The organism is Nocardia vermiculata NBRC 100427, from assembly GCF_001613265.1.
GTDB lineage: Bacteria > Actinomycetota > Actinomycetes > Mycobacteriales > Mycobacteriaceae > Nocardia > Nocardia vermiculata.
In genome coordinates this window covers 21,009-46,199 of the sequence record NZ_BDCA01000041.1, presented here as the reverse complement: position 1 = coordinate 46,199, position 25,191 = coordinate 21,009, and the positions used below count along the sequence as shown (strand labels likewise).

19 protein-coding genes are annotated in these 25,191 nt (G+C 67.9%); 8 read left to right on the top strand and 11 right to left on the bottom strand.

Features of this window, described 5'->3' with window-relative positions:
• Window positions 1-3: 3 nt before the first annotated feature.
• The 3 genes from NV2_RS28370 to NV2_RS28360 form a co-directional block, all read right to left on the bottom strand.
• Window positions 4-699, bottom strand: a complete 696-nt coding sequence (locus tag NV2_RS28370) for a PhzF family phenazine biosynthesis protein (protein WP_067881219.1) — start codon at window positions 697-699, stop codon at window positions 4-6.
• 155 nt (window positions 700-854) lie between these two features.
• Window positions 855-1,394: an alkylhydroperoxidase, AhpD family gene (ahpD, locus tag NV2_RS28365; RefSeq protein ID WP_067881216.1), complete on the bottom strand. Its 540-nt coding sequence runs from the start codon at window positions 1,392-1,394 to the stop codon at window positions 855-857.
• 23 nt (window positions 1,395-1,417) lie between these two features.
• Complete coding sequence (locus NV2_RS28360; RefSeq protein WP_067881264.1) at window positions 1,418-2,005, bottom strand: peroxiredoxin; 588 nt, start codon at window positions 2,003-2,005, stop codon at window positions 1,418-1,420.
• 135 nt (window positions 2,006-2,140) lie between these two features.
• Between NV2_RS28360 and NV2_RS28355 the strand changes: the two genes are divergently transcribed.
• The 3 genes from NV2_RS28355 (at window position 2,141) to NV2_RS28345 (ending at window position 4,594) form a co-directional block, all read left to right on the top strand.
• A complete protein-coding gene (locus NV2_RS28355) occupies window positions 2,141-3,049 on the top strand; it encodes a hydrogen peroxide-inducible genes activator (RefSeq protein WP_067881213.1) in 909 nt (302 codons plus the stop codon).
• A gap of 60 nt (window positions 3,050-3,109) precedes the next feature.
• Complete coding sequence (locus NV2_RS28350) at window positions 3,110-3,919, top strand: MBL fold metallo-hydrolase (protein WP_067881210.1); 810 nt, start codon at window positions 3,110-3,112, stop codon at window positions 3,917-3,919.
• A gap of 222 nt (window positions 3,920-4,141) precedes the next feature.
• A complete protein-coding gene (locus tag NV2_RS28345; RefSeq protein ID WP_067881207.1) occupies window positions 4,142-4,594 on the top strand; it encodes a gamma-glutamylcyclotransferase family protein in 453 nt (150 codons plus the stop codon).
• A gap of 156 nt (window positions 4,595-4,750) precedes the next feature.
• On the opposite strand, the gene speD is transcribed toward NV2_RS28345, so the two are convergent.
• The 4 genes from speD to NV2_RS28325 form a co-directional block, all read right to left on the bottom strand.
• Window positions 4,751-5,968, bottom strand: coding sequence for an adenosylmethionine decarboxylase (gene speD / locus NV2_RS28340; RefSeq protein ID WP_067881205.1), 1,218 nt, complete (start codon window positions 5,966-5,968; stop codon window positions 4,751-4,753).
• 8 nt (window positions 5,969-5,976) lie between these two features.
• Window positions 5,977-7,056 carry a type III PLP-dependent enzyme gene (locus NV2_RS28335; protein ID WP_245662815.1) on the bottom strand — a complete coding sequence of 360 codons (1,080 nt, stop codon included), beginning with the start codon at window positions 7,054-7,056 and terminating at the stop codon, window positions 5,977-5,979.
• A 183-nt stretch (window positions 7,057-7,239) separates the two neighbouring features.
• Window positions 7,240-9,747: a DEAD/DEAH box helicase gene (locus NV2_RS28330; protein WP_067881203.1), complete on the bottom strand. Its 2,508-nt coding sequence runs from the start codon at window positions 9,745-9,747 to the stop codon at window positions 7,240-7,242.
• Window positions 9,748-9,844: 97 nt separating this feature from the next.
• On the bottom strand, window positions 9,845-10,795 hold the full coding sequence (locus NV2_RS28325) for a PAC2 family protein (protein ID WP_067881200.1): 951 nt from the start codon (window positions 10,793-10,795) through the stop codon (window positions 9,845-9,847).
• 324 nt (window positions 10,796-11,119) lie between these two features.
• On the opposite strand from NV2_RS28325, the gene NV2_RS28320 reads away from it, so the two are divergent.
• Together NV2_RS28320 and NV2_RS28310 are read left to right on the top strand one after the other, a co-directional pair.
• Window positions 11,120-11,833 carry a DUF5642 family protein gene (locus NV2_RS28320; protein WP_157103132.1) on the top strand — a complete coding sequence of 238 codons (714 nt, stop codon included), beginning with the start codon at window positions 11,120-11,122 and terminating at the stop codon, window positions 11,831-11,833.
• 653 nt (window positions 11,834-12,486) lie between these two features.
• Window positions 12,487-13,704, top strand: coding sequence for a DUF4192 domain-containing protein (locus tag NV2_RS28310; protein WP_168436175.1), 1,218 nt, complete (start codon window positions 12,487-12,489; stop codon window positions 13,702-13,704).
• A 23-nt stretch (window positions 13,705-13,727) separates the two neighbouring features.
• Here NV2_RS28310 and galE read toward each other — a convergent pair whose 3' ends face one another.
• On the bottom strand, window positions 13,728-14,708 hold the full coding sequence (galE, locus tag NV2_RS28305; protein ID WP_067881180.1) for a UDP-glucose 4-epimerase GalE: 981 nt from the start codon (window positions 14,706-14,708) through the stop codon (window positions 13,728-13,730).
• A 3-nt stretch (window positions 14,709-14,711) separates the two neighbouring features.
• Entirely contained in the window at window positions 14,712-15,398 is a 687-nt protein-coding gene (locus NV2_RS28300) for an iron-dependent transcriptional repressor DtxR (RefSeq protein ID WP_067881177.1), read from the bottom strand.
• A 264-nt stretch (window positions 15,399-15,662) separates the two neighbouring features.
• On the opposite strand from NV2_RS28300, the gene NV2_RS28295 reads away from it, so the two are divergent.
• From NV2_RS28295 to ppc, 3 genes are read left to right on the top strand one after another with little or no spacing between them, the layout of a single operon-like run.
• Window positions 15,663-16,895, top strand: a complete 1,233-nt coding sequence (locus tag NV2_RS28295) for an acetoin utilization protein AcuC (protein ID WP_067881174.1) — start codon at window positions 15,663-15,665, stop codon at window positions 16,893-16,895.
• Window positions 16,888-19,584, top strand: coding sequence for a bifunctional acetate--CoA ligase family protein/GNAT family N-acetyltransferase (locus tag NV2_RS28290; protein WP_067881171.1), 2,697 nt, complete (start codon window positions 16,888-16,890; stop codon window positions 19,582-19,584). The genes NV2_RS28295 and NV2_RS28290 overlap by 8 nt, the downstream gene beginning before the upstream one ends.
• Window positions 19,585-19,614: 30 nt before the next feature.
• Window positions 19,615-22,401, top strand: coding sequence for a phosphoenolpyruvate carboxylase (gene ppc / locus NV2_RS28285; protein ID WP_067881168.1), 2,787 nt, complete (start codon window positions 19,615-19,617; stop codon window positions 22,399-22,401).
• Between the two features lie 138 nt (window positions 22,402-22,539).
• Here ppc and NV2_RS28280 read toward each other — a convergent pair whose 3' ends face one another.
• Window positions 22,540-23,508: a sigma-70 family RNA polymerase sigma factor gene (locus tag NV2_RS28280; RefSeq protein ID WP_067881165.1), complete on the bottom strand. Its 969-nt coding sequence runs from the start codon at window positions 23,506-23,508 to the stop codon at window positions 22,540-22,542.
• Window positions 23,509-23,631: 123 nt separating this feature from the next.
• Complete coding sequence (locus NV2_RS28275) at window positions 23,632-25,179, bottom strand: DUF7782 domain-containing protein (protein ID WP_067881162.1); 1,548 nt, start codon at window positions 25,177-25,179, stop codon at window positions 23,632-23,634.
• Between the last annotated feature and the right edge of the window lie 12 nt (window positions 25,180-25,191).

Genomic DNA, 25,191 nt, shown 5'->3' with positions numbered 1-25,191 from the left:
GATTCAGGCGCGTATCGGCCGGTCGGCAACCACATGCCCGCCGAGTCGAACCCACCCGTCGGAGTCCCATTCGGTGTACAGCTGCGATCCGGCTCCCTGCGTGATGATCAGGCTGCGCCGCAACTGTGCCGTGAGCGCGATCGCGGCCGCACCGGTGGCCTCGTCCTCGGCAATCCCCAGGGCGGGGGCGAACATTCGCGCGCGCACCAGCCCCCGGCTCTCGTCGGTCCAGGTCCAAATGTAGTGCTGTCCCTCGGTGAAGTGCCGGGGATCGACCGTGGGCAGCAGTGTGCTGTCGAAGAACTGGTCGAAGGTGAACTCCGGCGCCCACTCCGCGCGGGCGCGGATCCACACCAGCCCGTCGTCGATCATCTGTACCTCGACCGGACCGGCCGGTACCTCGAGGATCTTCACCGGATGGCGCTGGGACGCCAGCCACCAGGCGGTGCCGACCGTCGGATGCCCGGCGAAGTCGAGCTCGCGGGCCGGGGTGTAGATGTGTATGCGCGCATGCCGAGCCTCCGGGTGATGCACCACGACCGTCTCGCTGAGGCCGACCCGGGTGGCCAGCGCCTGCGCATCGATGCCGTGCACCTCGTCCGCGCGCACGATACCCAGCGGGTTGCCGAAACGTCCCGCGGCGTCGGTGAAAACTCGGACCACCTCGACCGATGTGCCGTCGTCGCCCACTCCACTCATGCTGAGTCAGCGTACTCGCAGCAATCGATCGCGCGGTGAGCTTCGGCGGATACGACGATGCCCCGCTCCGGATCACGGAACGGGGCATCGCGGAATCGATCTCGGCATGCGTGCACGCGTATCGCAGTGCTCGCGGCCGAGTGTTGTACGGCCGGTCAGACCGCCGCAGCTGCCAGGGTCTCGCTGGCCTGTACGGCCTGGCCGACACCGGCCACGATCGCGGCCACGCGCAGCGACTCGAAGATGACCTCGCGCGATACACCGGCTTCACGCAGGGTGTGCTCGTGCGCCTCGAGGCAGTGCTGGCAACCGTTGATCGACGACACCGCGAACGACCACAGCTCGAAATCGGCCTTGTCGACGCCCGGGTTGCCGATGATCTGCATCCGCAGACCGGCGCGCAGATCGTCGTAGCGACCGTCGAGGAATGCCCTGCCACGGTAGAACACGTTGTTCATACCCATGATCGAGGCGGCCCCCAGAGCGGCGTTGTACGCCTCTGCGGACAGCGTGTCGGCGGCTTCCTCACCGATCTCACGCAGCGTGGTGGCCGATCGCGTGGCCGCAGCCGCGGCGAGCAGGGTGCCCCACAGCTGCTGTTCGTTCAGCACGGTCGAGCGCGCGATGGACGACAGATTGAGCTTGAGGTCCTTCGCGTACTCGGGAAGCGAATTCTTCAGGTTCTCGACAGACATGGCGGGACAATCCTTTCCGGTGATCAGACGCTGGCGGAGAGCAACTCGCCGGCGTCGAGCGTCGGGTCGCCCTTCTTCCAGTTGCAGGCGCACAGCTCGTCGGACTGCAGCGCGTCGAGGACGCGCAGCACCTCGTCGACGTTGCGGCCGACCGAACCGGCGGTGACCGAAACGAACTGGACCTCGTTGTTCGGGTCGACGATGAAGGTCGCGCGGTCGGCCACGCCGTCGGCGTTGAGCACGCCGGCAGCGGTGACGAGCTCGCGCTTCAGGTCGCTCAGCATCGGGAAGGGGAGGGTCTTGAGATCCTCGTGCTGCGCGCGCCACTGGAAGTGCACGAACTCGTTGTCGACCGAGGCGCCCAGCACCTGGGCGTCGCGATCGGCGAACTCGTCGTTCAGCTTGCCGAAGGCTGCGATCTCGGTCGGGCACACGAAGGTGAAGTCCTTGGGCCAGAAGAAGACGATGCGCCACTTGCCGGCGTAGTCGTCGCTCGAGACCTGGGTGAAGTAGTCGTCGGGCTGCTGCGCGTTCACCTTCGACAGATCGCCGCCGATGACCGCGGTGAGGTTGTAGGCGGGGAACTGGTCGCCGATGGTCAGCAGAGCCATTGTGTCTCCTTTGTCGTATTGGGACATGGGGTGACGCGCCGCGCCGGGTGGGCGAGGCGGTCGAAGTGTTCGCACTCGATCTTGCCGAAAACCCAGCAAAAGGTAAAGGCGATCAGTTGCATTAGACTGATAGGCGTGACTGATCAGACTTATCAGCCGACCCTGTCACAGCTGCGTGCGTTCGTGGCAGTCGCCGAATATCGCCATTTCGGTACTGCGGCAGCGCATCTGAATGTGAGTCAACCCACACTATCGCAGGCGTTGGCATCACTGGAAAACGGGCTCGGGTTGCAGTTGATCGAGCGCAGCACGCGTCGGGTGCTCGTCACGGCCGCGGGTAAAAGGCTGCTGTCCCAGGCTATGGCCACGCTCGAGGCCGCGGATCGTTTCGTCGCCACCGCGGCCGGTGACGGGCTGGGCGGCATCCTGCGGATGGGGATCATCCCGACCGTCGCCCCCTATGTGCTACCGACATTGCTGCCCGAGTTGCGGCGCCGTCTCCCCGCGCTGGTGCCGCACGTCATCGAGGACCAGACCGCGCGGCTGCTGGACGGTCTGCGTGACGGGGTACTCGATGTCGCGATGCTGGCGCTGCCCTCCGATGCCGCCACGATGATCGAGATTCCGCTCTACAGCGAGGAGTTCGTCCTGGTGACCCCACGCGGCCACGACTTGGCGGGGCGCGCCGACCTCACCCCACCGGCGCTCGACGAGCTGCCGCTGCTGCTCCTGGACGAGGGGCACTGCCTGCGCGATCAGACGCTGGATCTGTGCCGCTCCCAGGATGTGCGCCCGGGGCCGGTCGGTGACACTCGCGCGGCCTCGCTGACCACCGTGGTCCAGTGTGTCGGCGGCGGACTCGGAGTCACGCTGATCCCGGAGATGGCCGTGGCCGCCGAAACCTCCCGCGGCACCCTGGATATCGCTCGCTTCGCGGCGCCCGCGCCCGGCCGGACCATCGGCCTGGTGTTCCGTGGATCGACAGCGCGCATCCAGGACTACGAGCAACTGGCGGAAATCATTCGAGAGCAGCGTCCGATATAAGAAGTTTCGCCGCTCGACGCCCCGATTGACCAGCCGGTGAGCGTCTGGAACGCTCGGCGAGTGCGTATTCATCACCTCAACTGCGGCACCATGGCCATGGGCATGGTGGACCACTGCCTGCTCATCGAGACCAGGACCGGGTTGGTGCTGGTGGATACCGGTTTCGGGCTCGACAGCGTACGCGATCCGGGGCGAGTCGTGGGCCCCGGCCGGTTTCTGCTCGGCATCCGGCCGGCCGAACACCACACCGCGATCCGCCAGATCCAGGAGCTGGGATACGACCCGGCCGATGTGCGCCATATCATCCTCACTCATCTGGACCTCGATCACGCGGCGGGGCTTTCCGACTTCCCGGCCGCGACCGTGCACGTACACGGGCCGGAATTCCGCGCCGCGACGGCCGGCCGGACCCTCGCCGAGCGCCTGCGTTACCGCGCCCCCCAGTGGGCGCACGGACCACGCTGGATGGTGAACGAGCTCGAAGGCTCGGAGGAGTGGTTCGGTTTCCGCACGGTGCGCGATCTGCCGGGGGTGCCACCGGAGATCGTGGTCGTCCCGTTGCCCGGGCACACCCGCGGCCACGTCGGGGTCGCGGTGGATACCGGGGCCGGGTGGTTGCTGCACGCCGGCGACGCATTCCACGTGGCCGACGAGATCGATCCGGAGAAGCCCAGGACGCCGCCCTTCTGGTGGCTGTTCGAACTGAGCTCGACGGTTCGGGGCGTGTATCTGGAGAACCGGCAGCGGCTGGTCGAACTCAATCGTGCGCACGGCAACGAGATCACGATCGTCAACTCGCACGATCCCGGCCTGTTCGCCCGAGTGACCGGCAACAGCGTCCGGGCGGCGGGGCACGGCGAGATCCTCTGAGGGCATTGCAGTGCTCGAGGGCTGGTCGAATCGGCGGCACCCGAGGGTGCCGGTATCGCACACGTGGCGGAGCACACGTTTACCCGGTGTCGTGTGCCCGCGATCGATTCGGCACAGTGGAGGGATGCGATACGGGTGTGCGAGTAGCAGGTGGGACGGTCGAGCAACTGATCGGCAATTGGTGACCGGTGCCGCCGAGGTGCGGGCCGGGGAGGTCTTGCGATGAGTGCGGCGAAGAAGTCGGCTCCGCAGCGGCGGGCACGCCCCGACGATCCGGGCCCGGATCTGTTCGCCTACGGAACTCTGCAGTTCGGTCCCGTCCTCGACGTACTGCTCGGGCGCACCCCCGAGATGGATGTCGCCGTCGCGCGGGGCTGGCGGGTCGCGGCCCTGCCGCAACGCCTGTATCCGGGATTGGTCGCCGAGCCCGGCCGGATGGCGGGCGGAGTCGTGCTGAGCGGGCTCACCGCGGCCGACTGGCGGACCATCGAGGCGTTCGAGGATCCCGAATTCGATCTGCGGCCGATCGAGTTGATCGGCAGGGCCGAACCGGTGCGGACCTTCGTCTGGTCGGCCGCCGTCACGGGGAACGAGTGGTTGCCCGAGGGCTTCGTCGCCGACCACCTCGAACGCTATGTGGAGCGTGCGACCCAGTGGCAGGCCGAACGCGCCTGAGTCGAGCTGCCGGGTAGACAGCGAGAAGCGGCCGCTGCGAGATCATCGCGGCGGCCGCTTCGTTGCCTACGGTGCTGCCCGCGCCGATGTGCGCGGCTCCCGATCGGCGGTCGCGCCCGAAACCGAGACGGGCGGACTGCGCGGGTGACCCGCGGCTCAGGCGCGTGCGGCGACCGTGCGCAGCGCGTAGGGCTCGATCGCCCCCCGCGTCAGCGCGCGCTCGTCGAGCGTTTCCGGTCGATACGGCAATGCCGGCAGCTTCTCGTTCATCACCGCGACCGGGTCGTCGATCCGCTCGGCGACTCCGAACAGGAAGGTCCACTCGTGCTCGTCGCTCCCGTAGGGGACCACGGTGGCGAACAGATCGGTGAAACGCCGCCAGGCGCGCTCGAGGGTTTCGTTACGCCACATCGTCGGGCAACCGGCCTGCGCAGCCAGGACGCCGCCCGCGGCCAGCACCGCCTTGCACCGTGCGAGGAACTCCTCCTCGTACAGGCGATTGTGCTGGGCGGCCTCCACCCGCTCGTCGGGCAGATCGATCACGATCACGTCGTAGCGAACCCCGGCCGCCTCGGCCTCGGCGAGGAAGTCCCAGCCGTCGGCGTAGTGCATGCGGATCGGGCCGTCCCCCCGCACCGCGGCATCCAGTTCGGCGGGCGAGTACCCGTAGGGCAGATGCTGTGCGCACAACTCGACTTCCATCCGGTCGATGTCGACGTGGTCGACCCGCGACGCGCCCGCCGCCACCGACATCCGGCTGGCTACCCCTTCGCCGGAGCCGACGACGAGGACGTTGTCGAGCCGGGCCGCGAGCGCGTACGCCGGGACGAGCATCGCCTCGTGGTAGGTCAGCTGGGAGAACTCGGTGGATTGCCGGTCGTCGTCTGAGAACAGCGAGATTCCCTGTTCGGTCCGGGCGATCACCATGTGCTGGAAAGGGGTTCGTGCATCCACCAGCACCTCGGACAGATCCCACACCCGGGTGAGGCCCGCACCGACCGGCTCGTGCACCCGCCGGGCCTGGTGCCCACGCTGCACGACCTCGAGATGTACCGACTCGGGAGCGAGCGCCTCCTGCAGCAATTCGACCGCCTTGGTGGCGCCGGCGCCGATACTTCCGCAGGTGAACACGTCGACGAAGATGTCGCCGGACTCCGGATAGGTGTGAATGGAGGCGTGTGACTCCGCCAGCAGGGCCAGCACCGTCGCACCACAGGGATCGAACTTCTTGCGCACCACGTCGCAGATCGTCACCCCTGCGGCGAGCAACGACTGCCGGAGCGCTGCTTCGAGGCGGTCGAGATCGTCGCAGAGGGCAATCTCGACACCACCGAACTCGGCCAGGACGTGCCAGCCGGTGAATTCTGCCGTCATGGGCAAACTCACTCTCGCTCAGCGCCGATGACATGCACAGTCAAAGGCGGAAAACCGTTGAAGGACACCGACGAATAGCTCGCCGTATAAGCGCCGGTATCGAGGATCCGGACTCGATCACCGGCCCGCAGCGTGGTCGGCAGCAGGACTCGCGTGCGTTGATACAGCACATCGTCGCCGTCGCAGGTCGGGCCCGCGATCACCGCCTCGTCGGCAGGGTCACCGTCTCGATCGGTCTCGATCCGGTAGGCGATGTACTCGTTCTCGGTCTCGGCCATGCCGTTGTAGCGGCCGATGTCGAGGTATACCCAGCGCCGTCCGTCCGGCGCGTTGCGCACGTTCACGACCTCGGCGTGGATCACTCCGGAATTGCCCACGAGGGCACGACCGGGCTCCACCACGAGATCGGGGTGCTCGGGCAGATATCGTGCTGCCGAATCGGCGATCAGGCCGCTCAGCTCGGACAGCTGCGGAGCCGGTGCGGCATAGGAAATCGGCAGTCCACCACCGATGTTCACCGCCGACACCGCGATATCCTTGGCTGTCAGTGCTTCGGTGATCGCTCCCGCCTGCTCGATGCCGATCTGCCAGGCGACCGGGTCGAGCTGTTGGGAACCCACATGGAAGTAGGGGCCGGTCACCGCCAGGCCGAGATCCCGGGCCCGCACCAGCAGCCGAACCGCCTCGCCCGGGGCGCAGCCGAATTTCGTACCGAACGGGGTCTGGGACTGTGGCGCCGATGCCAGGAAGCGGCATTCCACTGCCGATCCCGGAGCCAGGTGCGCGATACGTTCCAGATCGGCCTCGGTATCGAAGGCGAACCGGCGCACACCGGCCCGATGGGCGGCGGCGATATCGGCAGCCTTCTTGATCGGATTGCCGTAACACAGGTCCGCCGGATCAACCCCCAGTGCCACACACATCTCGATCTCACCGATGCTGGCGACATCGAATTCGGCACCCAGCGAATCGAGCAGACGAACGATCTCCGGCATCGGAGATGCCTTGACCGCGAAACGGATTCGCGCCGTGGGCAGCGCCGCACGGAGCGCGTGGAAATTGCCGCGCACCCGATCGAGATCGATCACGAGACAGGGTGACTCGGGCGCGTTTGTACCGATCAATCTAATGGAACTCTCTTTCTTTCTGGTCGGCCTCCCGTACGGGCAGCGAGCGCGACAGTATCAGCGCCCAGGCGCGGAAAACGAGCCGGAACGATAGTCGTCTTGATCACGCCCCGGCCGATCCGCAGCGACCGGACCTGCGCGCGGTCATCCCGCGCGCACCACCATCTCGTCGAATACGACCTCACCGGCCGCATCGGATTCACTCAGGTCGACCACGGCGTCGATCGACCAGCCGTGATCACCGGCGGGGTCGTCGAGGACCTGGCGCACCCGCCAGAAGTCCTTGTCGATCTCGACGCCGAACAGCGCCGGACCGCGGGCGTCGGGGCCGGTGCCGATCAGCTCGTACTCGTCGAAATACGATGCGAGATCCGTGCTCCAGTCGGGGCCGTCGTCGAGCTCGTCGAGTTCGTCCCAGCGCTGCCGAGCGGCCAGATCGACACGACGGAACATGCTGTTGCGTACCATGATCCGGAACGCACGCTCGTTCGCGGTGATCGGACGGACGGTTTCCGCGCCGAAAGCCAGCTGTTGGTCGTCGCCCTCGACGCCCGGGTTGGTGAGCTGTTCCCACTCGTCGAGCAGGCTCGAATCCACCTGTCGCACAAGTTCACCCAACCACTCGGTGATGTCCTCGAGTTCCTCGGTGCGAGCCGATTCGGGCACCGTACGGCGCAACGCCCGGTAGGCATCGGCCAGATAACGCAGCACCAGGCCCTCCGAGCGTGCCAACTCGTACTGCGAGACGAGTTCGGCGAAAGTGAGGGAACGCTCGATCATTTCGCGGACCACGGCCTTGGGGGAGGGACTGAATTCCGACACCCACGGGTGCCCGGAACGGTAGGTCTCGAAGGCCGGTTCGATCAGCTCGGCCAGCGGCCGCGGCCAGGTGATGTCCTCGATCAGCTCCATGCGTTCGTCGTAATCGATACCGTCGGCCTTCATCTCGGCGATAGCCGCTCCACGCGCCCGGTGCTGCTGAGCCATGAGCAGCTGCCGTGGATCCTCCAGCGTCGACTCGATGATCGACACCACATCCAGGGTGTAGGTCGGGGTGGAGTTGTCGAGCAGTTCCAGCGCCGCGAGTGCGAACGGGGACAACGGCTGATCCAGCGCAAAATCGCGTTGCAGATCCATGGTGAGGCGAGCGCGCCGGCCGGTCGTATCCGGTTCGTCCAGCTGTTGTACTACGCCGGCATCCCGCAGTGCGCGATACAGCCGAATCGCCTTCAGGATGTGTTTACGCTGCGCCGGACGCGGTTCGTGATTGTCCTCGAGCAGATGGCGCATCGCGTCGAAACAGTTGCCCGGACGAGCGATGACATTGAGCAGCATCGAGTTGGTGACCCGGAACCGCGACACCATCGGCTCCGGCTGCGCGTTCACCAGTTTGTCGAAGGTGTCCTCGGACCAGGACACGAAGCCTTCCGGCGGTTTACGGCGCTGGATCTTACGCAGCTTTTTGGGATCGTCGCCCGCCTTCGCCACGAGGCGGGCATTCTCGACCTCGTGCTCGGGTGCCTGCACGACCACCGTGCCCACGGTGTCGTAACCGGCGCGTCCGGCGCGCCCGGCGATCTGGTGGAATTCGCGCGCCTTCAGCCGGCGCGTACGCACCCCGTCGAACTTGGTCAGCCCGGTCAGCAGCACGGTGCGGATGGGAACGTTGATACCGACGCCCAGCGTATCGGTGCCACAGACGACCTTGAGCAGCCCGTCCTGTGCCAGCCGCTCGACCAGCCGCCGATACTTGGGCAGCATCCCGGCGTGATGCACGCCGATGCCGTGGCGGATCAGGCGCGACAGTGTTTTGCCGAAGCCGGTCGCGAATCGGAACCCGCCCAGCGCTTGGGCGATGGCATCCTTCTCCGCTTTGGAGGAGAAGTTGACGCTGGTGAGCGCCTGTGCGCGCTCCAGTGCGGCCGCTTGCGTGAAGTGAACCACGTAGACCGGTGCCTGGCTGGTGGTCACCAGTTCTTCGAGCGTCTCGGTGACAGGGGTGCGCGCATAAGAGAACAGCAGCGGCACCGGACGTTCGGTCCCCGCGACGATCGCGGTCGAGCGCCCGGTCCGTCGCTGCATGTCCTGCGCGAAATGATCGACCTCGCCCAATGTCGCCGACATCAGCAGGAACTGGGTGTTCGGCAACTCCAGCAGCGGCACCTGCCAGGCCCAGCCCCGATCCGGGTCGGCGTAATAATGGAATTCGTCCATCACCACCTGGCCGACATCGGCGTCGGCGCCCTCACGCAGCGCCAGATTGGCGAGGATTTCCGCGGTCGCGCAGATGATCGGTGCGGTCGGATTGACCGCCGCGTCACCGGTGACCATACCGACCTTGTCGGCACCGAAGACCTCGCACAACGCGAAGAACTTCTCGCTGACGAGGGCCTTGATCGGGGCGGTGTAGTAGGTGCGTTCGCCGCGATTCAGCGCCGCGAAATGTGCGCCGACGGCCACCATCGACTTCCCGGAACCGGTAGGCGTGGCCAGGATGACATTCGCGCCGGTCATCAGCTCCAGCAGCGCCTCCTCCTGCGCCGGGTACAACGTCAACCCCTGGGAGAGGGTCCATTCGGCGAAGGTCTCATACAGCCAGTCGGCATCCACATCGGGCACGGCGCGGTCGGGGATCAGTTCGGACAGCTGCACGTGCGCTCACGTTACCGCCGCCCCCGGCGCTACGGCGCATCGCCCGGCCCGCCGCGCGCAGCCGGTGTGTATGCGCGCGGCACCGGGGCCGGACCTGTCACTCCTGCCGGTCGTCGCCCAAGTCGCCGAAACCGCTCTGGCCGCCGTCGCTCTGTTCGGCGAGGAACCTTTCGAATTCCGCGCCGAGCTCGTCGCCGGTCGGCAGATCGGCCTCGCCGGCGAGCAGGCTGGAACGCCGCTCCTGCGCGGTGACGAAACTGTCGTACTGACGCTCCAGAGCCTGGACCACGGTCTCGACCTCGGCGTTACCCGCGATGTGCTCGTTGACCTGCTCTCGAACCCGCGCCGCCGCGTCACCGAGGGCTGCCAGCGGCAGTTCGAGGCCGGAGTTCTCGGCGACATTCTCCAGCAGCGTCTCGGCGGCTTCCGGATACGCGGTCTGCGCCAGATAGTGCGGCACGTGCACCGAGAATCCGATGGATTCGTGACCGTGCTGCGCCATCCGGTATTCCAGCAGCGACGACGCGCTACCGGGCACCTGCAGTTCGCCGGGCCAGCGCTGATGCTCGCCGATCAGGTCGCTGTCGCTGGCGTGCGCGGTGATGCCCAGCGGGCGGGTGTGCGGAATCGCCATCGGAATCGCGCTCAGCCCGATGCTGCGGCGCACTCCGAGTTGCTCGGACAGCAGCCGCACGGCCGTGACGAACTTCTCCCAGCGCAGGTCGGGTTCGATACCCGACAGCAGCAGGAAGGGGGTGCCGTCGGTATCGCGCAGCGCCCACAAGTTCAGCTCCGGGTCCGCATAATCGGAGAAATGGTCGGTCTTGAAGGTCATCAGCGGTCGCCGCGAGCGATAGTCGAGCAGTTCGTCGACATCGAAGGAAGCGACCAGCTCGGATTCCAGGCTCTCGCGCAGATGGGTGGTCGCCAGTCGCACCGCGTGGCCCGCGTCGGTGAAGCCTTCCAGGCCGTGCACCAGCACCGGGCCCTCGCCGTCGGCCGACGACAGTTGCGGAGCGGGGAACTCCAGCTCGTACATACTGCTCATTTGCCAAACTCCCTGGTCAAGCCCTGTCCGCCTCGGTCGTTTCGATGGTGTCCCGGCGCCTCGGATGCGCCACCGCGCTACCTCTCAGAGTACCCGCGGGGCGCGCGCGTACCTGTCGGTGCGAGTGGTGTCATCCGCCGAAAACCGCCGGTCCACCGGGGAATATAACCCCCGCAGAGTAGCGGTCGAGCGCGCTGCCCGGCGGAGGTAGGCCGCGCTCGTGCTCTGTCGTCAGGAAACAACCCCGATGGTGCGGTGCGTATTCCCTGCCGGATCACGGCGTGGCGGTCGTGAGGCCGCCACGCCATCGGTCATAGTAGGGCTGTGAGCGTCCCGGAGCCGCCGCTCTCGCGCAGGCGTCGCGGGATCGGCCACATTCTCGGGTACGCGGTGTTGAGCTGTGCGCTGGCCGCGTGCGGTTCGACGGTGTCCGGACACCCCATGGCGATCCATGACCGGATCGCCGCGCGCCAGGTCGATGCGGACCTTCCGGGGATGCTGCCGGCGCCTGACCGATTCCCCGCCGGATATTCGGTGGTCACTGTGTCCGGGGACCAGGCGGCCGCCGCCGCGGCCGATCTCACCGCGATACCACCGGCAGCGAGCGTCGATCCGCCCGACTGCGCCCCGCGGCCGGTCGGGCCCGGTGAAGTGGCGGCAGAGGTCGGCACCGACAACACCACGAGATCCACCATCACCGTGCTGCTGACCCGCTCGGATCAGCCGCTGTCGCAGGTGCGCGAGCAGGTGTCACGGTGCGCGACCGTCCATGCGCGACACGGCGCGATCGACCGGACCATCACTACCCGGATGCTCCCGCCACCACCACTGCACGCCGACGACACGTTGGCCTTCGGCCGCACCGCGACCGGTGGTCCGGCCGGTAGCGGTGCCGACCCGACGATCCGTACTCTGCTGGCTCAGATCGGTGATGTGCGAATCCAGACAACGGCCATGACTTTCGGTCCCGCACAACCGGATACCACCGGGCTCGATCAGGTGTTCACCGCGGCCGTCGCGGAAGTGCACCGGCGCTGAACGCGCTCTCCCCGGCGCAACCGTAACAGTCCGCACCGACATTCGAAGGCGGCGATACCGCGTGTCCCGGCCGCTGTCCACAGCCCGCGCGGTCGTCCGGAGGCGAAGGTGACGCCCAGGTCGGCAGCGGTGCGATGGATTCGGTTTCCGTCAGTCTGGTGCCCATGACCTCACCCACCGAACCTCGCCCCACACCACGATCCTCGGAACCGGCCCCGTGCTCCGGTAGCGGAACCACCCGGAAACCGATGCCGATACGCACGTGCCGGGCGCGCTGCGGAGTGCGAGCGGCCCGGGGCACAGCTCTGCGCGGAAGCGCCGGAATCTCACCGCCGGAGTCGATTCCGGAACAGGCCGGCCGCCACCGCTCCGCCCAGAACCTCGACCCCGTGTCCGGTGCCGGCACCGCAGTACCACCAGTCGATTCCGGTAGTGCTGTGCCGATTACGGGTCGGGACTGCGCTGCTACCGGTCCGGCGGCCGGCCGCAGCGTGCGCCCTACCGGTTCGGCCTCCGGTGCCGGTCCGGACGGCGGCGCCGGGCCGGCTGCTCGGGACGGGAACAGTCACGGCATCGGGGCAGGGAGTACGCGGTCCGGTGGCGCGGTGGAAGCAACGGTCGACAGCAGGGGAGGCGTGACTGGAATGGGTGGTGTGACGGAACCGGGGGACGGCGGAGACGAGGTCGCCAAGGGAGCGGATCGCGGCGGGGACGGGAGCGTGTTTCCGGACGGCGACAACCCGTGGATGCCGACGGCGCTGACCATGAGCGGTCCGGACGATTTCATCGCGGCGGTGCCGGCCCTGCTGGGATTTCGGCCGCGTCGTTCGTTGGTCGCATGCCTGCTGCTGCGTTCGGACAGGTACCCGGGGGCGGTCTACTTGGGTGCCGTAGCCCGCCACGACCTCGATGTGACCGGCTGCGGTGTGTGGGTGCGGCTGGCGAGCCAACTCGCGGCCCTGTGCGGCCAGGAGAATGCGATGGGCGTGGTGGTGTTGATCGTCGACGACCGAGCGACAGCGCCGCGTGCCGATCGGGCGGGGCGGCGTGCGGCGCGCCACCTCGAACTGGCCCGGGTGCTCGCCGATGCGCTGGACGCTCGCGACGTGCTGCTCACCGAGGTCTGGGCGGTGCCCGAGATCGGTGGTGGAGCGGACTGGTGGAGCGTGCCCGCGCCGCATCGCCACGGTAGGCAGTCGGATCCGGCGGCCTCGCCGGTGGCGGTGGCGCAGGTCCTCGACGGCCGGCCCATCCGGAACTCCCGCAGCGAACTGACCGCCGCTGTGGCACCGGATGCCGAGTTGACCGCGTCGGTCGGTGCCACGCTCGGTACCGCCGCCGAGGTTGCCCAGCGCCGGTTCCGTCGGGCGCTGCTCGCCGACGATCCCCGGTCCTACAGCCGGGAGTCTCTGACTATGGTGCTGCGCCGCATCAGCGCGGCCGCCGCGGGCGCGCAAGCCACTCCGCGCGAACTCGCCGATGTGGCGGTCGCGGTGCGCGACACCACGGTGCGGGACGCGTTGTTCGCGGTCGTCCTCGGTGCGCAGGCCACCGCCGCGGAGACACTCTGGGCCCGGGCCTGCCGCGGCTCGACCGGCCCCGATCGTGCCGAACTGGCCGCGTTGTTCGGCTACAGCGCGTACGCGCGCGGTGACGGTCCGCTGGCAGGCATCGCCTTCGATGCCGCATTGGCCGCTGATCCGTCGCATCGCATTGCGCAGCTGCTGGACGCGGCACTGCGCACCGGTATGCGACCCACCGATGTACGCAAGCTGGCATACAGTGGCCGCGATACCGCGGCGGGGCTCGGTGTGGAGCTCGGCACCGAGGTCGAGCCCTGCGATCCGCCGGCCGAGGGGCGGCAGCCGTGAAGGCGCCGCTCCGGCCGCGGAGTTCAGCGCGCGCTGTGTGCGCGGTCGCCGAGCGAAGTAAGGAAATTCCAGGCGTCGGAGACGATCTCGTCGAGATCGTTGTGCTCGGGCTGCCATTCCAATATCTCGGCGGCCTTCGCGCTGGACGCGATCAGTACCGCGGGGTCGCCCGCCCGGCGCGGCGCTTCCACTGCTGGGATCGGCCGGCCGACAACCCGCTCACACGCCGAGATCACCTCGCGTACCGAGAAACCCGTTCCGCTGCCCAGGTTGAAGATGCGATGCTCCCCGGGCTGCGACTGGGCCAGAGCCAGGACATGGGCACGGGCGAGATCGCGGATGTGGATGTAGTCGCGGACCGCGGTGCCGTCGGCGGTCGGGTAGTCGGTGCCGAAGACCGAAATCGAATCCCGATGTCCGAGAGCGGTTTGCAGGACCAGGGGGATCAGATGGGTTTCCACGACCCGGTTCTCACCCAGGCCGCGGTAGGCCCCGGCCACGTTGAAGTACCGCAGACTGGTCGCACCCAGGCCGTGTGCGACGGCGTAGGAGGTGATGGCGTGATCGATGGCCAGTTTCGATGCGCCGTAGGGGTTGGTGGGCCGGGGCGGTGCCGTCTCCAGGATCGGGACCTGCTCGGGCTCACCGTAGACGGCGGCGGTGGAGGAGAACACCAGCCGCGAGGTGCCGGCGGTGCGGATGGCCTCCAGCAGTGCCAGTGTCTTGACGACATTGCCCTGCCAGTACTTCTCCGGCTGCTGCACCGACTCGCCGACCAGCGACTGTGCCGCGAAATGCAGTACACCGTCGAAAGATTCGGATTCGATCAGCTTCACTCCGGTGGTCGCGATATCGCCTTCGACGAATGTCGCTGCCGCGGGGACGCCGTCGGCGTTCCCGGTGGACAGATCGTCGACGACCACCACCTCGTGACCGTCGTCGATCAGCACTTGCGCGCATACGCCGCCGACATAGCCGGCGCCGCCGGTTACCAGGAGTTTCATCTGTCAGGCCAACCTCACCTGGACCGCGTGGGCCAATTCGTCGGACAGTTCGTAGCCTTCGTGGCCGGGTACCGAAATGATCACCGCACCGGGCTTGGTCTCCACCGTCACACGCGCATCCGGCACGACACCCGCTTCACGCAGCCGGCCGATGATATCGGGATCGGATTGGATGTGCTCGGACAACCTGCGGACCACCACGGCGGACACCTGTCCGATCGGCAGATCACAGAGCCGGACCAACGTCTCGTCACCGGCCTGGGAAGAGTTGACGCCGAGTTCGTCCAAGCCCGGGATCGGGTTGCCGTAGGGGGAGGTGGTGGGATTGTTGAGTACGTCGAGCAACCGGAGCTCGACCTCCTCGCTCATCACATGCTCCCACCGGCAGGCTTCGGCATGCACGTTCTGCCAGTCGAGCCCGATCACATCGACCAGCAACCGTTCGGCCAAGCGATGCTTACGCATCACGGCCACGGCCATGGCGCGTCCCTTGTCGGTGAGTTCGAGGTGCCGGTCACCGGCAACCAGCAGCAGACCGTCGCGCTCCATCCGCGCGACCGTCTGACTCACCGTCGGGCCGCTCTGCTCGAGGCGTTCGGCGATACGCGCCCGCAGCGGAACCACGCCCTCCTCCTCGAGGTCGTAGATGGTACGGAGATACATCTCCGTGGTGTCGACCAGATCCTTCACCTGTTACCCCTTCGTCGGCACGAATTCTACCTACGCTCGGCTCCACATTCGGCGTCAGCATATTTCGCCCGGTGCGGACGAAGCTCGCCTGTAGCCGAGCGGAACGCGCACGCAAGACCGTTCGCGCGCCGGCGGCAGGCGCGTTCGGTGTCGTGGTGCATTTCTACTGCATGTCAACCACGCCGCGGGCGTTCTGCTTCCCGTGTCCGGGACGGGTGCGAGCAACACCACGGCGATAGGCGGCCGTGGGCTAGCGTGACGGGTATGGCAGACGACGCCGCTGTGGTGTGGAGCGACCGGTTCCTGGACTACACCTGGACTCCGGAACACCCGATGAAGCCGGCTCGGCTCCGGTTCACGATGGCGCTGGCGCGTGGTCTCGGGGTGCTCGACGGTATCGAAACCCTGGCGGCGACACCGGCCGGCGCCGGTGACCTCCTCCGAATCCACACCGCCGCGTATATCGAGGCGGTCCGCTACGCCGAACCCGCCCCCGCGGGGACGGCGCCGCTCACCGCGCCACCGCACGGTCTCGGTTCGATGGACAACCCGGTGTTTCCGCATATGCACGAGGCGGCATCGGTGATCGTCGGCGGGACCCTCGCCGCGGCCGCGGAAATCGCGGCCGGTCGAACCCGCAGGGCGGTGAGCATCGGCGGCGGTATGCACCACGCCATGCCGGATGCGGCCTCCGGATTCTGTGTGTACAACGATGTGGCGGTGGCCATTTCATGGCTGCTGGACAACGGTTTCGATCGCATCGCCTACGTGGATGTCGATGTGCATCACGGCGACGGGGTGCAACGCGCCTTCTACGGGGACCCCCGGGTGCTCACGGTGTCGGTGCATCAGCACCCGGCGACGTTGTGGCCCAATACGGGCTGGTCGGAGGAGATCGGCGCCGGGCCCGGCGAGGGGACCGCCATCAATCTGCCGGTCCTGCCAGGCACCCGGGATGCCCAGTGGCTGCGTGGGTTCCATGCGGTCGTTCCCGGTGCCCTGGCCGCGTTTCGGCCGCAGATCGTGGTCAGCCAATGCGGGGTCGACAGCCATCGGGAGGACCCACTCGCCGACCTGGAACTCACCGTCGACGGTCAGCGCGCGGCATTCCGGGCCATGCGCGAACTCGCGGATCGTTATGCCGAGGGGCGCTGGCTGGCGGTCGGTGGCGGTGGATACGGGCTGGTCCGGGTGGTGCCGCGGGCGTGGACCCATCTGCTGGCGATCGCATTGGACCGCGAGATCGCTCCCGCGACGTCGACCTCCGCCGAATGGCGCGACCTGGTGGGCGCCTACGCACCGACGGTCCCGGTGCCGGCCACCATGGGAGACGGTGGCGATACCGATTTCGTCCCGTGGGACGGCCCGGGAGGCGTCCTCGACACCGGAGACGCCCATACCGACCGCGCTCAGCGCGCGATCGACACCGCGGTGCTCGCAACCCGGCGTGCGACGTTCGGGTTGCTGGGTCTGGACCCGGAGGACCCTCGTGACTGAATCATCCGTGCCCGCGCCGGACGACAGCACACCGGCGCAGCCGCCGCCACCGCCGCAACACTGGTTCGCCGATGTGCTCGCGGCCGACGGCGGCGTGGTCCGGCTCCGGCCGATCACCCCGGACGACGCGGAACCGTTGCAGCAATTTCATGCCGCGCTCTCGGATCGGACCCGCTACCTGCGATATTTCGGCCCCTACCCGCGGATGACGCCGAAGGATCTGTACCGCACCACGCACGTCGACTACCACAATCGGGTGGGTCTGGTGGTCGAGCTGGGGGCGGTGATCATCGCGGTCGGCCGCTACGAGCTGCTCCCGGACCGGGAGGGACCGCGTACGGCGGAGGTGGCCTTCGTGGTCGCCGACGAACATCAGGGCCGCGGGCTCGGGTCGATTCTGCTGGAGCATCTGGCAGGTGCCGCCGCGGAGCACGATATCGAGACCTTCGCCGCGGAGGTCCTGGCCGAGAACTACACCATGGTGACGGTATTTCGTGAGGCCGGCTATCAGGTGCAGCGCAGCCGGGACGGATCGGTACTGCATCTGGAGTTCGCCATCGACCCGACCGAGGCGCTGCTGTCGGTGCGTGATTCGCGGGAGCGGGCCTCGGAGGCGCGCAGCGTCGGCAATCTGCTGGCGCCGCGCTCGATTGCCGTCATCGGCGCTACCCCGGCCGCCGGACGGGTCGGCGGTGCGGTGCTGGCCAATCTGCTGTCCGGGGTGTTTCAGGGCCCGGTGTATCCGGTGAACCCGAACCGGTCCTCGGTGCGCGGGGTACACGCCTATCCGACGGTGCACGACATTCCCGGCGAGCTCGATCTGGCGGTGCTCGCGGTGCCCGCGGAGGAGATCAAATCCGTCCTCGACGACTGTATGGCCAAGGGCGTCAAGGGGCTGGTGGTGCTCACGGCCGGCTTCTCCGAAACCGGGCCTGCCGGGTTCCGGGCCGAACGTGATCTGGTCGACGCCGCACGCCGGCACGGCATGCGGGTGGTCGGCCCCAGCGCGCTCGGTATCGCCAATTCCGATCCCGCGATCTCGCTGAATGCGACCTTGGCGCCGGTGCTGCCCGGGCGTGGTCGGATCGGCTTCTTCTGCCAGTCCGGTCCACTCGGCGCGGCCATCCTCGGTGAGGCCGCGGCGCGGAAACTGGGGTTGTCGACGTTTGTTTCGGCGGGTAACCGCGCCGACGTCTCGGGCAATGATCTGCTGCAGTACTGGGATACCGATCCCGATACCGATGTGGTCCTGTTGTATCTGGAGACCTTCGGTAACCCGCGTAAGTTCTCCCGGATCGCCCGGCGGGTCGCCCGCACCAAACCCGTGGTGGCGGTCAGTAGTGGCCGCAACGCTGCCAACACCCCGGCCACGGGCCTGGAACGCTCATTGGAGCGGGACCTGTTCGCACAGGCCGGAATCGTGCAGGTCGATACGATCGCCGAACTGTTCGACTGTGCGATGCTGCTCGCCTACCAGCCGCTGCCCGAGGGCCCGCGGCTCGCGGTGATCGGAAACAGTGCCGCGCTCGAGTGGCTGGCGGTGGACGCGGCCCGCGGTGAGGGCCTCGAGGTCGGTGCGCCGACCGACCTGGGCCCACAGGCCGAACCCGGCGACTACTGCGACGCCGTGGCGGCCGCGATGGAATCCGACGAGGTCGATGCCGTGATCGTCATATTCGCACCGCCGGTGCCGACCGGGGTGGTGGCCTTCGCCGAGGCGATTCGAGCCGGCGTCCAGGATGCGCGCAAACCCGTGCTCACCACCTTCGTCGCCGACCACGGCATGCCGAATCTGCTGGCCGTGCGCGGTGCGGGCGGGGTGGTCGAGCGCGGATCGATTCCGTCGTATCCCGATCCGGAACGGGCCGCGCGAGCGCTGGCCCGGGTCCGTCGCTACGCGGCGTGGCGCACGCGACCGGCTTCGAAGGTGGTGCGGCCGGCGGACCTCGACGTCGGACGGGCCCGGGAGCTGGTGGAGCGGTGGACCGCACGTCGTCCCGGAGGGCAGTGGCTGGGCGATCTCGAGGCGGTGGAACTGCTGGCCTGCTACGGGATCCGGGTGGTGGAGTTCCGGGAGGCACGCGACGCGGAGTCGGCCGCCGCCGCGGCGGCGGAGCTCGGCTATCCCGTCGCGGCCAAGGCGACCGGTGAGATGTGGCGCAGCCGCCCCGATTTCAGTGGCGTCCGGCTCGATCTGTGGCGCGATACGGCGGTCCGGCGTGCCTATACCGAACTGGCGGAACTCAGCGGCAACGATGTCGTGCACATTCAGCAGATGGCGACCAAGGGGGTGGGGTGCGTCCTGCGGGTGCAGGACGATCCGTCGTTCGGCTCGGTGATCGGCTTCGGATTGTCGGGCACCATCCTGGATCTGCTCGGCGATCGCGCCTACCGGGCACTGCCGTTGTCGGAGACCGAAGCTGTCGAGCTGATCGAGGCTCCGCGCGCCGCCCCGCTGCTCGACGGTCGTGACGGATCCGGACGCACCATCGGCGAACCGGCGGACAAACCCGCGTTGGCCGCGCTGGCGCAGCGGATTTCCGCGCTGTGCGACGACCTGCCCGAGGTACGTGAACTGGCCGTGGAGCCGGTCCTGGCCTCTGCCGGTAGCGCAGCGATCCTGTACGCGCGGGTCCGTATCGGGCCGGAGCCGAGCCGATACGACATCGGGCCGCGGCGGCTGGGCTGAGGGAGGCGCCTCGGCTGCGATACTGGCCGTATGCGCGAAGATCAGATCGAGAGCGCTACGGCGCCCCTGCGGGACGATATCCGGTTTCTCGGCGCGATCCTGGGCGAAACCATCCGCGACCACGAAGGACCCGAGCTGTTCGACCTCATCGAACGGGTTCGGGTCGAGGCGTTCCGGGTGCGGCGTTCGGAGGTCGAACGCAGCGCTGTCGCGGAGATGCTGCGCGACGCCGATCCGAGATCGGCGATTCCACTGATCCGGGCGTTCAGCCACTTCCTGTTGCTGGCCAACCTCGCCGAGGATCTGCAACGCGACCGCCGGCGTGCAGTGCACGTGGCTGCGGGCGAACCACCGCAGGAATCGAGCCTGGCCGCGACCTACGCAGCCTTCGACGCCGCACGGATCGACGGTGCGACCGCGGCGCGAGTGCTCGGCGATGCACTGGTGTCGCCGGTGATCACCGCGCATCCCACCGAAACCCGGCGCCGTACCGTCTTCGACGTTCAGGCTCGCATTACCGAATTGATGCGTCGCCGAGCTCGTTATGGTGCCGAGGAAGCCGAAGGCGCGGAGATCGATCGCGATATCCGCCGCCAGATTCTCACGCTGTGGCGCACCGCGTTGATCAGGCTGGCCCGGTTGCGGATCTCCGACGAGATCGAGGTCGGGTTGCGCTACTACGACCTGACCCTGCTCGAGGTCATCCCACGGATCAACGCCGAGGTGCGCTCCGCGTTGCGGGCTCGGTGGCCCGGTCACGATCTGCTCGCCCGCCCGATCCTGCGTCCGGGGTCGTGGATCGGCGGCGACCGCGACGGAAATCCGAATGTCACCGCGGATGTGGTCGAACGCGCCACTCGGCGCGCCGCCGAGGTGATATTCGGGCACTACCTGAACGAGCTTGTCGCCCTGGAGAAGTCGTTGTCGCAGTCTGCCCGGCTGGTCGAGATCACTCCGGAACTCGCGCGCCTGGCCGACGCCGCGGGGGACGAGTCCGCCCAGCGTTCCGACGAACCGTATCGGCGTGCGCTGCGCGGGATCCGGCTGCGGTTGGCCGCAACTGCGCGCGCCGCGATCGGTCCGGCCGCCGATACGGCGGCGGTTGCGGAACTTCCCGGGGCACGGGTCCGTGATGCCGCTGCCTATGCCGGGGCGGTGGAGTTGCTCGACGACCTGAACACGGTCGACACCTCGCTGCGCAACTCCGGCGACGGCCTGCTCGCCGATGATCGCCTGGCAGCATTGCGTGGTGCCGTGGAGACTTTCGGTTTCCATCTGCAGGGGCTCGACATGCGGCAGAACTCGGAGGTGCACGAGGAGGTGGTGGCCGAGTTGCTCGCGTGGGCGGGTGTGCACCCGGACTACTCGACCCTGCCCGAGGCGGACCGAGTCGAGTTGCTCGCGCGCGAGCTGAGCACCCGGCGCCCGCTCTGCGGCCCGAACGCCCGACTGAGCGAGCTCGCGGCGAAGGAGCTGGGGGTGCTGCGCGCCGCGCGGACAGCGCTGGACACGTTCGGTCCCGGGACCGTACCGAACTACATCATCAGCATGTGTACCTCGGTCAGCGACATGCTCGAGGCGGCACTGCTGCTGAAGGAGGTGGGAATTCTCGAGCCGGGTGACGCGAACACCGAGCCCCGGTGCCCGGTCGGAGTGGTGCCGCTGTTCGAAACGATCGACGATCTGCGCGGCGGGGCGGCCACTCTCGCTGCGGCACTGGAAGTTCCGGTCTACCAGCGGCTGGTTGCGGCCCGCTCGATGGCGCAGGAGGTGATGCTCGGCTATTCGGATTCGAACAAGGACGGCGGCTATCTGGCGGCGAATTGGGCGTTGTATCGCGCGGAACTGGACCTGGTCGAGACCGCCCGGCACACGGGTATCCGGCTGCGACTGTTCCACGGACGCGGTGGCACGGTGGGACGCGGCGGTGGACGCAGCTACGACGCGATCCTGGCCCAGCCGGCCGGTGCGGTCCGTGGTGCACTGCGCCTGACCGAGCAGGGCGAGGTGATCTCCACGAAGTATGCCGAATCCGGTTCCGCGCACCGCAATCTGGAGTCCTTGGTGGCGGGCACGCTGGAGTCGTCACTGCTGGACGTCGAGGGTCTGGGTTCGGACGCCGAGGCCGCCTACGAGGTGTTCGAGGAGCTGTCGGAGGCAGCACAGCGGGCGTACGCGCGGTTGGTGCACGAAACCCCGGGATTCGTCGACTACTTCCGTGCCTCCACACCCATCGCGGAGGTCGCCGACCTGAATCTGGGCAGTCGGCCGGCCTCGCGGAAGCAGACGACCTCGGTATCGGACCTGCGAGCGATCCCGTGGGTGATGTCGTGGAGTCAGTCACGTGTCATGCTTCCGGGCTGGTACGGCACCGGCAGCGCCGTCCAGGAATGGGCGGGAACGGATCCGGCGCGCTGGGACACGCTGCGCGAGCTGTATCGGCGCTGGCCGTTCTTCCGGACCGTGATGTCGAATCTGGCGCAGGTGATGGCGAAGGCGGATATGGAGATCGCCGCCGGCTATGCGGAACTGGTCGAGGACGAGTCCGTGCGCACGACCATTTTCGGCATGATCCGCGCGGAGTTCGATCGCACCCTCGAGGTGCATGCGGCGATCACCGGGAGCGACCGGTTGCTCGCCGACAATCCGGCGCTGGCCGAATCCATCCGCAACCGCTTCCCGTATCTGGAACCGCTCAACCAGATGCAGGTGCAACTGTTGCGCAGGCGACGAGCGGGCGACGATTCGGAACTGGTGGAACGCGGGATCCTGCTCACCATGAACGGCCTCGCCACCGCATTGCGCAATTCCGGGTGAGACCCGACGCACGCCGGCCGACGGGTACGCCCTGGAGGGAGGGACGTACCGGCGTCGGCCGGCGTTGCGAAGGTGACCGGAAACCGGTCACCGTGAGGGAGCTGGGCCGGATTCCGGTCGGCCCAGCGTCTGTGTGACCTAGCTGGCGTAGGAACGCAGGCGGTCGGCCCGCTCACCCTTGCGCAGCTTGGCCATGACTTCGCGTTCGATCTGGCGTACCCGTTCGCGGGACAGACCGAACAGTTTCCCGATCTGGTCGAGGGTGCGGGGCTGCCCGTCGTCGAGGCCGAAGCGCAGGCGGATGACCTGCTGCTCGCGCTCGTCGAGAGTGGCCAGCACGATGCGCACGTCGCGGTGCATGAGCCCGGCGATGACGGCGCTCTCGGCGGAAGTGGCCTCGGAATCCTCGATGAAATCACCCAGCGGGGCTTCCTCGTCGTTACCGACGGGCATATCCAGGCTTACCGGGTCGCGGCTGTGGTCGAGCAGATCGGCGATCTTCTCCACCGGGATGCCCGATTCGGCCGCCAGTTCGTCGTCGCTGGCCTCGCGGCCCAGCTGCTGGTGCAGTTCGCGCTTGATCCGGGCCAGCTTGTTGACCTGTTCGACCAGATGCACGGGGAGCCGGATGGTGCGGCTCTGATCGGCCATACCGCGAGTGATCGCCTGGCGGATCCACCAGGTGGCGTAGGTGGAGAACTTGAAGCCCTTGGCGTAGTCGAACTTCTCCATCGCACGGATCAGACCCAGGTTGCCCTCCTGGATCAGATCCAGCAGCGGCATCCCGCGGCCGGTGTAGCGCTTGGCCAGCGAGACGACCAGACGCAGGTTGGCTTCGAGCAGATGCTGGCGGGCGGCTTGGCCGTCGCGGACCAGGAAGGCCAGGTCACGCTTGCGAGCCGCCGAAAGGCGCTTACCCGTCTCCAACAGGTTCTGGGCGTAAAGGCCCGCCTCGATGCGCTTGGCCAACTCGACCTCGTCGGCGGCCGTGAGCAACGCGGTTTTGCCGATCCCGTTCAGGTACACACGTACCAGGTCGGCGGCGGGGCTCTGGGCGTCGAGGTCGGAATCGATGGCGCGCACTCGAGTGGTGGCGGGGCTTGTCATGACTTGCCTCCTGTCGGTGGTGTCTCACTCCGATCAACGGACCCGACAATGGGAAAGTTCCCCGACTCCGCACCGATAAACCGTGCTGAGCTGCAGGTTCCCCAACCAGCATCTGAGAAGTTCCTAAGAAGGGAACCCGCTGGGCACGACGGTGGGTGCGTCCGGCGTAATCAAGCCGTGGCGCACCAGTCCGGTGATCGCCGACAGCACCTCGGCCCGGAATTCCGGGGTGGCGGGGGTGCCGGTGTGGCCGATGGCTAACAGTTCGACCAGCTCTTCCAACGGCAGGCCGTCGGGTTGCATTCCCGCGAGCAACGAGACGAGGGTGTCGTCGACCTCGTGCTGCCACCGCGGGCCGTTGCCGCGGTGCAGCCGCAGCACTTGTTCGCGCCAGCCCTCGGTACCCGGCAGTGATATCCGTTCCAGGGCGGTGGCCGGATCGACGGTGAAGCGTGCACGCCAGGCGATATCGGTGTCGGTGGCCATCGAGCGCAACCATGCCGAACGGCGGAAGTAGGCCGGCACCTCCGAGCCCAGTGGATCGTCGAAACCGTGGGTCAGATCTTCGGCGAGTAGTTCGGTGGCGCCGTCGATCGCGCGCAGATAGACGAATCCGAATCCGATTCCCTCCACGCCCGCGGAGTCCAAGGCGGCGAGCCACTGTTCGGCACGCTGCTGCGCCGCGCCGTCGCGCGGGTCCAGACCGGCGTCGCGTAGCCAGGTGCCGACATACAGCGCGGGGTCGGCGACATCGCGTTGCACGATCCAGGCGTCGACACCGTGATCGGGCAGCCACCGCGAGACCCGCGCACGCCAGTCCTCGTCGCCGAGATGGACCCAGGACGCCAGCATCGCGGCGGTCCCGCCCGGGGCGAGCACACCGGGTGCCCGGGAGACGACCAGCTCGCTGGCGCCGTCGAGCGCCAGTCCGGAATCTCGATAAGTGTGCTCGACGCGTGCCGGCCCCACGACGAACGGCGGGTTGGCCACGACCCGGTCGAAACGCCGCCCGGCCACCGGTTCGAACCAGGAACCCTCCACGAGCTCGATATCCAGTTCGTTGAGTGCGGCGGTGGCCTCGGCCAGCCACAGCGCGCGCCGGCTGACATCGGTACCGGTCACCGTGCGCGCATATCCGGCGGCGTGCACGGCCTGCACACCGCATCCGGTACCCATATCCAGCACCGATCCGACCGGGTCGGTAGGGGTGGCGCGCAGCAGTGACAGGGACGCCTGCCCGACACCCAGGACGTGATCGGCACTCAGCGTGCGTCGCCGCATCGAATCGTCCAGGTCCGACAGCACCCAGCGGGTACCCGAGCCGAGATCCAGCGGGCGCAGATCCAATGCGGCCCGGATTCGATCACCGTCGCGCTCGAGCAGGCCGGCAGCAACCGCCTGGTCGATGTCCACCGGTGCCAGTGCCGCGGCCACCTCGCGCTCCGGCAGCGCATCGTCGAGCAGCAGCAGTCGCACCAGGATGCCCAGTTCACCGGCGTCGCGGGCGGCACGGCGGGCCGGAACCGGCTCCGAACGGCCCAGCGCGGCGTGCGCGTCGGCGCCGAGGACATCCAGCACGGTGTCGGCGTCGTAGCGGACCCGGGTCAGCGCGGTGCGCAGCGCGGGTGCGAGAGCTGTGAGCAGGGAGGAAGTCGTCCGGTCGGCAGGCACAGCAGAACTCTG

What these genes read in the sequence shown, in the direction of transcription:
- NV2_RS28370 (WP_067881219.1), bottom strand. Translation starts at nt 699, where the DNA reads ATGAGTGGAGTGGGCGACGACGGCACATCGGTCGAGGTGGTCCGAGTT.
- ahpD (WP_067881216.1), bottom strand. Translation starts at nt 1,394, where the DNA reads ATGTCTGTCGAGAACCTGAAGAATTCGCTTCCCGAGTACGCGAAGGAC.
- NV2_RS28360 (WP_067881264.1), bottom strand. Translation starts at nt 2,005, where the DNA reads ATGGCTCTGCTGACCATCGGCGACCAGTTCCCCGCCTACAACCTCACC.
- NV2_RS28345 (WP_067881207.1), top strand. Translation starts at nt 4,142, where the DNA reads ATGAGTGCGGCGAAGAAGTCGGCTCCGCAGCGGCGGGCACGCCCCGAC.
- speD (WP_067881205.1), bottom strand. Translation starts at nt 5,968, where the DNA reads ATGACGGCAGAATTCACCGGCTGGCACGTCCTGGCCGAGTTCGGTGGT.
- NV2_RS28325 (WP_067881200.1), bottom strand. Translation starts at nt 10,795, where the DNA reads ATGAGCAGTATGTACGAGCTGGAGTTCCCCGCTCCGCAACTGTCGTCG.
- galE (WP_067881180.1), bottom strand. Translation starts at nt 14,708, where the DNA reads ATGAAACTCCTGGTAACCGGCGGCGCCGGCTATGTCGGCGGCGTATGC.
- NV2_RS28295 (WP_067881174.1), top strand. Translation starts at nt 15,663, where the DNA reads ATGGCAGACGACGCCGCTGTGGTGTGGAGCGACCGGTTCCTGGACTAC.
- ppc (WP_067881168.1), top strand. Translation starts at nt 19,615, where the DNA reads ATGCGCGAAGATCAGATCGAGAGCGCTACGGCGCCCCTGCGGGACGAT.
- NV2_RS28280 (WP_067881165.1), bottom strand. Translation starts at nt 23,508, where the DNA reads ATGACAAGCCCCGCCACCACTCGAGTGCGCGCCATCGATTCCGACCTC.